This is a genomic window from Serratia sp. GW822-FHT06D09 (assembly GCF_058799515.1).
Genome location: NZ_JBXALO010000001.1, coordinates 432326 through 444330 on the forward strand (window position 1 = coordinate 432326; position 12005 = coordinate 444330).

Annotated in this window: 8 protein-coding genes; 3 read left to right on the plus strand and 5 right to left on the minus strand. The window is 54.4% G+C overall.

Annotated elements, in window-relative coordinates; all coding sequences use genetic code 11:
- Positions 1–237: 237 nt before the first annotated feature.
- Together AC1RKG_RS02030 and adhP are read left to right on the plus strand one after the other, a co-directional pair.
- Entirely contained in the window at positions 238–438 is a 201-nt protein-coding gene (locus AC1RKG_RS02030) for a hypothetical protein (RefSeq protein ID WP_020826868.1), read from the plus strand.
- Between the two features lie 143 nt (positions 439–581).
- Entirely contained in the window at positions 582–1595 is a 1014-nt protein-coding gene (adhP, locus tag AC1RKG_RS02035; RefSeq protein ID WP_020826869.1) for an alcohol dehydrogenase AdhP, read from the plus strand.
- 57 nt (positions 1596–1652) lie between these two features.
- Here the strand turns inward: adhP and exaC are convergent, their stop codons facing one another.
- Entirely contained in the window at positions 1653–3173 is a 1521-nt protein-coding gene (gene exaC / locus AC1RKG_RS02040) for an acetaldehyde dehydrogenase ExaC (protein ID WP_409324988.1), read from the minus strand.
- A gap of 277 nt (positions 3174–3450) precedes the next feature.
- Here exaC and AC1RKG_RS02045 point away from each other — a divergent pair, with 277 nt between their 5' ends.
- On the plus strand, positions 3451–5241 hold the full coding sequence (locus AC1RKG_RS02045; RefSeq protein WP_493182066.1) for a sigma-54-dependent Fis family transcriptional regulator: 1791 nt from the start codon (positions 3451–3453) through the stop codon (positions 5239–5241).
- A gap of 35 nt (positions 5242–5276) precedes the next feature.
- Here the strand turns inward: AC1RKG_RS02045 and AC1RKG_RS02050 are convergent, their stop codons facing one another.
- From AC1RKG_RS02050 to AC1RKG_RS02065, 4 genes are all read right to left on the minus strand, one after another.
- Positions 5277–6203: an ABC transporter substrate-binding protein gene (locus tag AC1RKG_RS02050; protein WP_172958946.1), complete on the minus strand. Its 927-nt coding sequence runs from the start codon at positions 6201–6203 to the stop codon at positions 5277–5279.
- A gap of 146 nt (positions 6204–6349) precedes the next feature.
- Positions 6350–6817 (minus strand): GNAT family N-acetyltransferase, encoded by a 468-nt coding sequence (locus AC1RKG_RS02055; protein ID WP_493181852.1) that lies wholly within the window; start codon positions 6815–6817, stop codon positions 6350–6352.
- A 38-nt stretch (positions 6818–6855) separates the two neighbouring features.
- Positions 6856–8943: a bifunctional diguanylate cyclase/phosphodiesterase gene (locus tag AC1RKG_RS02060; protein WP_493181854.1), complete on the minus strand. Its 2088-nt coding sequence runs from the start codon at positions 8941–8943 to the stop codon at positions 6856–6858.
- Positions 8944–9207: 264 nt separating this feature from the next.
- Positions 9208–11643, minus strand: coding sequence for a glucose/quinate/shikimate family membrane-bound PQQ-dependent dehydrogenase (locus AC1RKG_RS02065; protein WP_493181857.1), 2436 nt, complete (start codon positions 11641–11643; stop codon positions 9208–9210).
- Positions 11644–12005: the final 362 nt, after the last annotated feature.

The window sequence follows — 12005 nt, forward strand, 5'->3', positions numbered from 1 at the left end:
GCCACCGGTCTCAGGCAGTGAGCATGCTGGCGGGAAAGATGGCTTGCGGACCGCGGTCCATGTTAAATTTGTGCCAGGTAACTCTGTATCCCTGATGACAAAGAGAATTTAACATGAAGATCGGCCATTTTTATCCCATCACGAAGGATGTTGCCCCCAAGGCCTGCAACGTGGCTCTGCGACTGCGGGCCATTGAATATCAGCGATAACCGATCCGCCCCGAAGAAGTCAGACGCTATGCGCACCACCAAACCACGCCGCCCGCATGGCCGATGGGTCTACTACATTCTGCATGAAGATATTCTGTGGCCCTGCCCGGTAAAATGGGAGTGGGAAAGCAGTTACCATGCCTGGTTGCCTTTTTACTATTCGCCAACGCTGGAGTTCGTTGCCGGTAACCCTGCCAAAGCGACAAAAATCACTAAAACCAAGCGTTAATCATTATTTTCGTTTCACGACCGTAATCGTGCTGGTTGATATTAAATATTTGTTTTTAAACAAAACCCCACATTTCTTGCCCTCAGGGTTATGAGTAACTACATTAACAACTGTACTTCAACTCACCTGAGGAGAGATATCCTATGAAAGCAGCCGTAGTGACTAAAGACCACAGTGTCGATATTCAGGATAAACAGCTTCGTCCACTGAAACACGGTGAGGCCGCGCTGAAAATGGAGTGTTGTGGCGTTTGCCATACCGATCTTCACGTCAAGAATGGCGATTTTGGCGAAGTGCCCGGCATCACCCTGGGGCACGAAGGGATTGGGGTAGTCACCGCCGTAGGTGAAGGTGTCACCTCGTTGAAAGTCGGGGATCGCACCAGCGTCGCCTGGTTCTATCAGGGATGTGGCCATTGCGAATATTGCGTTAATGGTAACGAAACGCTGTGCCGCTCGGTGAAAAATGCCGGTTACAGTGTCGACGGCGGAATGGCGGAAGAGTGCATCGTAGTGGCGGACTATGCGGTCAAGGTGCCGGATGGCCTGGACTCCTTTGCAGCCAGCAGCATTACCTGTGCCGGTGTCACTACCTATAAGGCGGTGAAAATTTCCGACATCAAACCGGGGCAGTGGATCGCGATTTACGGCCTGGGCGGCTTGGGCAACCTGGCATTGCAGTATGCCAAGAACGTGTTCAACGCCAAAGTGATCGCCATTGACGTCAATCAGGGGCAGTTGGATTTCGCCAAAGAAATCGGCGCCGATCTGGTCATCAACTCCAAAACTGAAAACGCCGAAGAAATCATTCAGCAAAAAGTCGGTGGCGCGCATGCTGCCGTAGTCACCGCGGTGGCGCGTTCAGCCTTTAATTCTGCGGTCAATGCGGTTCGCGCAGGGGGCAAAGTGGTCGCTGTGGGGCTACCGCCAGAGAGTATGGACCTGAGCATTCCACGCTTGGTATTGGACGGTATTCAGGTTGTGGGCTCGTTGGTGGGAACCCGTGAAGACCTTAAAGAAGCTTTCCAGTTTGCCGCCGAGGGCAAAGTGACGCCGAAAGTGACCAAGCGTCCGTTGGGCGACATCAACGCGATCTTCGAAGAGATGAAGTCGGGCACTATCCGTGGCCGCATGGTTATCGATCTCTCCGCATCATAATCCCGCCCAAATAACTAAGGCCACCGAGGTGGCCTTAGTTTGCAGTAACGCTAAAAATCAAAACAGCCCGAGCGGTTTACTGTCGTAACTGACCAACAGGTTTTTGACCTGCTGGTAATGCGACAGCGCTACCTTGTGGGTCTCGCGGCCGACACCGGAGTTTTTGTAGCCGCCGAAGGCAGCATGCGCCGGATACAGGTGATAACAGTTGGTCCACACGCGTCCGGCCTTGATGGCGCGCCCCATGCGATAGGCGCGATTTACGTCGCGAGTCCACAAACCGGCACCCAGCCCGAACTCACTGTCGTTGGCCAATGCCAGGGCTTCGGCTTCGTCTTTGAAGGTGGTCACGCCGATCACCGGTCCGAAGATCTCTTCACGGAAGAAACGCATGCTGTTATTGCCGGTGATTAAGGTGGGCTGCAGATAAAAACCGCTTTGCAAAGTTTGCTCATGGCTGGCGCGCTCGCCGCCGGCAATGATTTTGCCGCCTTCGTTTTTAGCGATCTCGATGTAAGACAGGATCTTGTCGAACTGCTGCTGAGACGCCTGAGCACCGATCATGGTGTCGGTGTCAAAGGGGTCACCCTGGCGAATGGTGGTGATGCGCGCCAGCACTTTTTCCATAAATTGCGGGTAAATCGATTCCTGAATCAGGGCGCGCGAAGGGCAGGTACAGACTTCACCCTGGTTGAAGAAGCCAAGAATCAGCCCCTCAACCGCCTTGTCGATGAATTCGGCTTCCGCCTGCATGATGTCTTCAAAGAAGATGTTAGGCGATTTACCGCCCAGCTCCACGGTGCTGGGAATGATATTTTCCGCCGCGCAGGCCAGAATATGGCGGCCTACCGGGGTTGAACCGGTAAAGGCGATTTTGTCGATACGCTTGCTGGTTGCCAATGCCTCACCGGCTTCTTTACCGAAACCGTGAACCACATTGAGCACGCCCGGCGGCAGCAAGTCACCAATCATTTCCAGCAGCACGCAGATGCTGAGCGGGGTTTGCTCCGCCGGTTTAAGCACCACGCAGTTGCCGGCGGCCAGCGCCGGGGCTAGTTTCCATGCGGCCATCAACAGCGGGAAGTTCCAGGGAATAATCTGCCCAACCACGCCCAGAGGCTCATAGATATGGTAGGCCACGGTGTTTTGATCGATCTCAGCGGCGGTGCCTTCCTGCGCACGCAAACAGCCGGCGAAATAGCGGAAGTGGTCGATCGCCAGCGGAATGTCCGCGTTCAGCGTTTCGCGGATCGGTTTGCCGTTGTCCCAGCTTTCGGTCAGTGCCAGCAATTCGAGCTTTGACTCCATACGATCGGCGATCGCCAGCAGCACATTTGACCTTTCCTGAACGCTGGCTTTCCCCCAGGTTTCGGCTGCCGCATGTGCCGCATCCAGCGCTTGTTCGATATCTTTCGCGTCGGAGCGCGGGAATTCGGCGACAGTCTGACCTGTCATCGGGGAGGTGTCGGTGAAGTAGTTGCCTGAAACGGGTTCGACAAATTTGCCGCCAATGTAGTTGCCGTAGCGCTGTTTGAAAGAGACCAACGAACCAGGCAAACCGGGATGAACGTATTTCATGTAACACCTCTCATGGGAACGGAGACTGTAAGGGTGGTGCCTGATAGCCGGCACTCTACAGACACTTAAGCATTGCCCATGCCACATTGATGGAAAGCTGTGCCACATAAATAAATAATATAAAAATATCAACTAACTAAAACAGAATAATAGCTACCAATGCCAATAAAGCCCCTGGCTTACTATTCATTTCTATTGTTTTTTGTGTTCCATGTCGCAACGCATGAGACACATTCATGATACAAAAATGCAACACTTTAATTGGCGGGAGTTGGGTATGCTGCATAAAGACCAGACCACCCAGACCGGGTGTATCTCTGACGACGATCGCCTGTCACTCTCCGGCCCACTTTCCGAATCCTGGTTACGCAGCCGGCACTATGGCCTCAATCGAAGCGACGACCATGTTCCTTTTATCCAGCCGACCCTGTTGAAAGAAGTGCGGGGGCAAAACGGTTGGGTTGCGCAGCTCGCGCGGCCGCTGATCGAGCGCTTGGGTGGTGAGATCAACCGACAACCCTCCATTGTGGTGGTGTCCGATGCCGGCGGCCTGGTGCTGGAAACCTGTGGCAACACGCACTTTTTGCGTAAGGCATCGCGGGTTTCTCTGGCTCCGGGCAATCTGTGGGGCGAGCAGGAGCGTGGCACCAATGCCATCGGTACCGCTTTGGCAATGGGGGCGCTGTGCGAAGTCAATGGCGACGAGCACTTTCTCAATCAGAATGCCGGGCTTTACTGCTCCGCAGCGCCGATTTATCGCCCCGACGGCCTGATCGCCGGCGTATTGGATATCTCGACGCCGGCCCAACATCCTTACAGCGAAGCAGGTTCGTTGATTCTGCAGGCTGTCCGGCACATTGAACATCAATGGGTGAAAAGCTGTGTCACCGACCGACATTGGACACTGCGCCTGCACAGCGATGCGCGGGTTCTCGGCAGCGCCCATGAGATGATATTGGTGTTTCGCGATGAGATCCTCACCGCGGCCAACCGATTAGCGATGCAAGAATTCAATCTCAACGCGGCGGCCTTTGGGTCGATGGACTTTGCCACGCTGTTTCCGGAAATGTCCCTCCAGACAATGAATGCGCCGCGACAGACTCTGGCGGTGAATAATCGTCACTATTATTCGCTGTTGCAGATGCCGGAACGCCCATCGCAGTGCGTCAGGCAGCAGCTGCAGCCTTATGATCGTGACGGAGCCGACCGACAGAAGGCCCTGCGTATTCTTAATGCCGGGCTGGCGCTATGCATTAGCGGGGAAACCGGCTGCGGTAAAGAGTATTTCAGCCAGCGTTTGTTCGAGGAAAGCCACCGGCGACAGGGCAATTTTGTGGCTATCAACTGTGCAGCCCTGCCGGAAAGTCTGATCGAGTCCGAACTTTTTGGCTATGCGCCAGGGGCGTTTACCGGCGCCAGCACCAAAGGGTACGTCGGCAAGATCAGAGAGGCCGACGGCGGGGTGCTGTTCCTTGATGAGATTGGCGATATGCCATTGAGTTTGCAGACCCGTTTATTGCGGGTGCTGCAGGAAAAGACGGTCACGCCGCTCGGCAGCCGCGTCAGCTATGCGGTTGATTTCTCGCTTATCTGTGCCACCCATCAGGATCTGGAACAGCGGGTCGCGGCAGGGGCATTCCGCGAAGATTTGCTGTATCGCATTCAGGAATTCAGCCTGCGCATCTTGCCGCTGCGGCAGCGCGCACACGTTGATCGTTTTATCCTCAATCTCTGGAGCGAATTGGGGGGGGATGCGCGGGGCATCAGACTGGCGCCGGACGCTATCACCGCCTTGGCCGGTTATTCCTGGCCCGGTAATGTGCGGCAGTTGTTGAGCACCTTGAAAGTGCTGCTGGCTTTGGCCGATGACGGTAACCTGATCAGGCTTGAGGATCTGCCGGAGCAGTTTCATCTGCTTGCTCGCCCCGTAGCGCCGCAGAGCGTATCGGTAGACATGTTGACGGCTATTCGAAACGCCAAGGGCAATATCAGCCTGGCGGCAAAACGATTAGGGATCTCGCGCAGTACGCTTTACCGCAAGATGGAGAAACATCGCGCCGAGAGCTGACAAAGCGGGGGCCCATTCAGGGCCCCGTGTGGTTATTATTTATCGCCCAATCCCTGTGGGTTGATGTCGGATCGTTCGATTTTCTCGTCGCTTTCCGCCCAGCGATCCAACACTTTCAGATAACTGCCGTTGGCAATAGCGCTATTGAGCGACGCCTGCACCGCTTCAACCAAACCATTGCCTTTCTTCAGCGTAACGGCGATGTTGGCGCTGCGCGGCCAGCCGCCCGGCACGATGCCGACCAACCGGGTTTTACCGGTCAATTTTGCCTGATAAGCGCCGGACACGTTCGGCCCGAAGGTCGCATCCGCACGGCCGGACTGGATGGCCAGCGTCGACGCCGCCTTGTCAGTGACATAAATCGGCTGAAGGGCCGGTAACCCTTTGGCCTGGTTCTCTTTATCCCAGGCCAGCAGCACGGCTTCCTGATTGGTGCCGGAGTCTACGATGATCTTTTTGCCGGCAATGTCCGGCGCCGATTTGATCGAGGTGATCTTACTGTCGGATTTCACGTAGAAGCCCAACGTATCCTGGCGATAGGTAGCGAAGTCGAATTTGGTTTTACGTTCCTGAGTGACGGTAATGTTGTAAACCGCGGCGTCGTATTTACCCGAGGTGACGCCTAACGGCCAGTCTTCCCATGAGGTCGGAACCAGTTTCAGTTTCAACCCCAGGCCGTCGGCAACCAGCCTGGCAATATCCGACTCGCTGCCAATCACCGTTTTATTGTCGCGCGCGTACAGACCGAACGGTGGGCCGCTGCCCAAGATCGCGACGGCTACGGTCAGCGTCCCCGGTTCAACAAATTTGAACCCGGCGGGGATTTTGGCCGCAGCCTCGGGATCTTTCTGGGTATGAATAGGGGTTTCGTTGGCGATCAGGTCCAGCCCCGGTGCGGCATGGGCCAGGGCGGAAAGGCTCAGGAGAGCCGCCGCTGCGGTGAGTTTTGCGCTATATATCATTATTATTACCTGCATTATTATGTTGTTGAGGCGGTCAACTCACTATCCTTCAAGCCGTTAAATCTGTGAACGAACAAAATTGGCTAACTAATTTTACAAACGGTCAGGTTGCAAAAAAGGGGGAGCGCTCGGTGAGCGTGAGGGGCTTAAACGTCGAGATTTTTACGCATGAAAGCATTTTGCAGCACGATGCCGCGCAGGACCGGACTTTTCCGCTCAACGACCTGAAATCCCTGGCGCATAAAGAAGGGTTCTGCGGTTTTACTGACGTCTGAGGTCAGCTCTTTAAGCCCTAACAGTCTGGCCGCTTCATGGATTCGATTCATCAATAAGGTCCCAATGCCTTGTCGGGGACAGGCGCCGGATACATAGAAATGGTCGATATAGCCGTCAGGCTGGAGATCGGCATAGCCGACAATCTGTTTATCAATCTCAACGACAAAGGGATGCAAATCTCTCATGCGAGCTGCCCAAAGCTGGGGATCAGTATCGGCGGGAGCCCAGGCATTGACCTGCTCAGTGGTGTAGTCGCGTGATGCGACCTCATGCACCGCAGAGAAAAAAACGCGAAACAGCGCAATTTCATCGCCTTTGATGAACTGTCGAATCATCATGCCTTTCCTTAAGAAGTCCCGGAAAGTATTGTACCGGTTCAGGTGTTTGAAGGGACGTTTTCTCGTAGCATATTGATGACTTGGGTCGCTTCAACGGCCTGGCTGAACAGAAACCCTTGCCCCAGGTGATAGCCGGAATCACGCAGCGTTTGCCGCTGTAGCTCGGTTTCAATGCCTTCCGCAATAATATCAATGGATAATTTCTGCCCCAAAATCCCCATGCTTTCCACGATGCCCAAAATCGCCGGTTCATTATTCATGCGGCGGATGAAATCCCGATCCAACTTGATGCAGTCCAGAGGGTAGTCCATCAGGTGCGTAAAGGAGGAATGGCCGGTGCCAAAGTCATCAAGCGCGATCCTGATCCCCATTTCCTTAAGCATTTGCAAGGCTCGCAGCACATACTTCGACCCGTGTTTGTTGAAGGCATGCTCAGTGACCTCCAGCTCGATAAGATGGTGGGGGATGCGAAACGTTTGCAGACGCCGCAGGAAAGTTTCGGCGTAGTTATCACGTAAAAATTCGATAGGTGCGGCGTTCAAAGACACCGGCAACACCTCCACGCCAGACGCGATCCAAGTGGCGATATCGGCAAAAACCTTCATCTGCATGGTTTCGCTGATCTTGGTTGCCAGTTCGTAATCGTTGAATGCTTCGACGACGGTATCTGGCATCTTCATGCCATGATGCGGGCAATACCAGCGCAGCAGCGCCTCAAAGCCCACAATGGCACCGGTTGCCAGGCTGACCTTGGGTTGGTAGCTGGGGCGGATTTGATTATCGCGAACTATCTGCCGTGCGTGATTAAGCTGCGCGGCACGCTCTTTGGCCTTATCCATCATCTGTGGATTAAACATGTACACGCCGCCCCGGCCGCCGTCCTTGAGTTCGTACAACGCGGTATCGGCGCATTTCATCAATTCCGAGGCGTCGCGGGCATCCTGAGGATAGAGGGCGCAGCCGATACTCATGCCGCAATGCAACGCCTTGCCGCCATGGGTAATGGGTGACTCAAGCTGCAACAGAAAGGTATTGGCGATTTTGTAAATATCCTGCTCGTTTTCGACGTCGCCGATCACAATCGCAAACTCGTCGCCGCCCAGGCGGGAAACGAACGAGTTCGGATTTAAATAAGCCGTCAGCCGACGGGACAACACGCGCAGCAGATGATCGCCGGCAGCGTGCCCTAGGGTGTCGTTAACCAGCTTAAAATGGTCCAGGTCCAGCAAAATCAACCCGAGCGATTTATTGCTGCTCAGGGCTCGCTTCATTTCCTGCTTTAATCTTTTCTTGAATAAGCGTCTGTTGGGCAAACCGGTCAGTTCGTCATACTGACTGGCGATCAGCAAACGTTTTTCAGCTATTCGCTGAGAGCTAACGTCGCGCGAGACGCACAATATATTTTCTATTCGATCCTCGTTATCGAAGACCGGACTGAGAATATTGTCCCAGTGCTGCAGCTTGCCGTCAGGCGTGGCGCTAAGGCCGGCGAAGCGGGCGTTTTTACCGGTTAGCACTTTACGCAGCGCTTTTTTGCCGCGCGAGCGCACTTCGGGTTGCAGCAGATTCAGCCAGGGCATGCCAAATTGCGGTTGGTGCTCATCGATGCCCAGCGCGACGCTGCCGGCTCTGTTGATGTGCAGCAGCGTGCCGTCATTATTGATGACCTTGATGCAGTCGACGCTGGCATCAAGCATGTTTTTCTGCGCGGCCAGCGTGGTGGTAATTCGCTGTTTTTCCAATACGGAATCATGGATATCGGTGCCGCTCAGATACCAATCTGTTTCTTCGCTATCAGGCTTTTTCTTCGCGCCGAAAGACAGTAAAAACCAGCGGTATTCGCCGTTGTATTGTCGCAGGCGAACTTCATTAACGAAAGAGGTCGCCGTGGCAATCGCCTGCTGCCATAGCGGTTCGATAAGAGGATATTCGGCAGGGTGCAGGGCTTTCAACCAGCAAGCGCCTGGGTTATCAAATGAGGAGAGGCCGGTATATTGACACCAAAGCTTATTGAAATGTCCCCCGAGGCTATTACCCATGCCAATGAGATTAGGTAAACCATTAAAAATTTCATTAGCCATATCCACAGGCGGTTTTTCATCACTGCGCTCGGGTAGAACACTCATTCGTCATTTCCTCTGAAAACCACCTGTCTTTTATGCTAGCCAATAAAAAGCCTGCGGGTGGAAATATTCAATAGCCGTTTCTGCGCAATAAAAAGCCGCCAGAGAGAATGAGATATAAAGTCGGTTAACACATTAGGAATACTCTCGTATTTCCGCCTTTTAATGGGCCAGCTTAATGAAGTCTCGGCTATTAAACACGTGCCCGGGAATATAAAAAAGCCCCCGAGTTGAGGCGGGGGCTGCGATCATAACCTGTGGTTAGATTTATTTATCAAGTGCATAGGCAATGACGTAATCGCCACGGTCCGGCGACTGACGAGCGCCACCGGCGGAAATCACGATGTACTGCTTGCCGGTTGTCGGTGAAACATAACTCATTGGCGTGCCGCCGCTGCCGACAGGCAAGCGCGCTTTCCACACTTCTTTACCGGTGGAGGAGTCAAAGGCCCGCAGGTAGTAATCCTGAGTGCCGGCAATGAACACCAGGCCGCCCTGAGTCGCCAGCGTGCCGCCGAGCGTCGGCATGCCCACCGGCATTGGTGCACGCATTTTGATACCGAAAGGCCCGGTATCCTGAACCGTACCGGCCGGCACTTGCCACACCACTTTCTGCGTTTTCAGATCGATCGCCGACAGGGTACCAAACGGTGGTTTCTGGCAAGGAATGCCCAGAGGTGACATGAAACGATTTTTGTTCACGCCGTAAGGCGTGCCTTTTAACGGCACCGCACCCATACCGGCATTGACCGATTCACCACCATTGCTGGCCGGGGTATTGGCATCGGTTTTTTGCGGGATCATCTGCACCCACAGGCCCAAACGCATGTCGTTGGCGAAGATGTAATGGTTGTTCGGATCGGTCGACAGGCCACCCCAGTTCATGCCACCCAGAGAGCCTGGGAAGCTGAGTGAAATATCGGTGTCCGGTGCGGTAAACAGGCCGTCATAGCGCATGGATTTAAAGCTGATGCGACACATCAGCTGATCAAACGACGTAGCGCCCCACATGTCGGACTCAGTCAGTTTTTCAGCGCCAATTTGTGGCATGCCGACAGAGAAAGGTTGAGTGGCGGAGTATTGCTCACCGGGGATGGTGCGGGTTTTCACCGGCAGCTCTTTCACTTCGGTCAAAGGCTTGCCGGTATGGCGATCCAACACGAAGATCTGACCGGTTTTGGCACCAATGACCAGGGCCGGTTTGGTGGTACCGTCCTTCATTGGGAAATCGATCAGGCTAGGCTGCATCGGCAGGTCGAAATCCCACAGGTCGTTATGAACGGTCTGATAAACCCATTTCTCTTTACCGGTGGTGGCGTCCAACGCCAGGATGGAAGCGCCATATTTGTGATCCAACGCGTTACGGTTAGCGCCCCACAGATCCACCGAGGAGCTGCCCATTGGCAGGAACACGGTGTTCATCGCCGGGTCGTAGGACATCGGTGCCCAGGAATTTGGGGTGCTGCGTACAAAGGTCTGGCCGGGTTTTAAGGCCGAGTTTGGATCCTGATTACCCGGGTCGAACGCCCAGCGCATCGCGCCGGTGATCACGTCGAAACCGCGCAGCACGCCGCCAGGCATATCCGTTTGTACGTTATCGGCTACGCGGCCGCCGACGACAACGGTGGTGCCCGCCAGGGTGGGTGCGGAAGTCAGCTGATATTTCGGATCGGCCGCATCGCCCAGACCGACTTTCAGATCTACCACGCCCTGGTTGCCAAAGTTCTGACAGAATTCACCGTTATCGGCGTTGATTGCCACCAGGCGCGCATCGATGGTATTCATCAGAATACGGCGCTGGCAACTGTCGCCCGCAGCCAGGGTGACCGGTGTCGCGGGCGTAGAGCCGGGTACGGTCGGTTGTTGCAGGGGCTTGGCAACATCAAAGTAGGCCAGGCCGCGGCAACGGTTCCAGACCTGGGATTTCGCGTTGATTTCACGTTTCCAGATCTCTTTACCGCTGTCGGCATCGACGGCAATCACGTTGTTATGCGGCGTACACAGGAAGATACGGTTGCCGATTTGCAACGGCGTTTGCTGATCTTCAGCGCCGTTGCCATCCGGACTCAACGGAGTATCGCCGGTGTGGAAGGTCCAGGCGACCTTCAGGTCTTTCACGTTGTCGCGGGTGATTTGGTCCAGCGCCACGAAGCGGCTGCCACCCGGGGTATTGCCGTAGTTATCCCAATCTTTTTGTTGTTTGCTTTTGTCCACTGGGATCAGCGGCAACGGCTCACCGCTGAAAGCCACGGTAGGGTGTGGCTGGAACATCTGCACAAAGGTGCCGACCATGCCAACGGCCAATACCGCACTTAGCAGGTAAGACAATTTTGCCAACGGCTTTTTGCCTTCTGGCTTACGCAGTGCTGGCCAGCTCAGCAAGGCCAACAGCATCAAACCGGCAGGGACCATCAGCCGCGAAACCAATGGCCAGAAATCGAAACCGGCATCAACCACCGACCAAACCAGCGTGCCGACAAACACCAGCAGGAACAGCGGCACGGCCGAAGATTTACGACGGAAGAATTGCACGGCGGAAAACAGGGTAACGATACCGGCAATCAGAAAGTAGCTGCTGCCCCCCAGCGAAACCAGCTTACCGCCGGCAATGGCGAAGAATAGGCCGACAACGGTAAGGATTATCCCTAATAAACAACACCATAGTTTAAGTTTTATACCCGGACGGGCATTTGATTCAGGCATGTCTGAAAGACTCCAAGATAATGTTTTTCTTCATGTTTACCTCGAATGATCGCGTCCATGCCGTTCCCTGGTGGAGTGAAAGCAGAGCGTAAATCAAACGATGGAATGTCGATATTGTACCATTTGATTCATTATAAAGTTAAGGATATGTTGCCTGCTAACTAAATTCTTAGCCCGAATTGCAACAACTGCAGGGCAGCGTGCTCCATTCTGGAGAGAACGCGGCTTAGGCGTCCAGCAACTCCCCAAGCCCGCAAGGTACCCCCGCGCAAAATTTGTGATGCCTGGTTATTTAAAGGAAGGTAGCAGCCACATACGCCAGCCGTATCTGCTGAACTGCCGCAGTTATTATTTATTGCGTG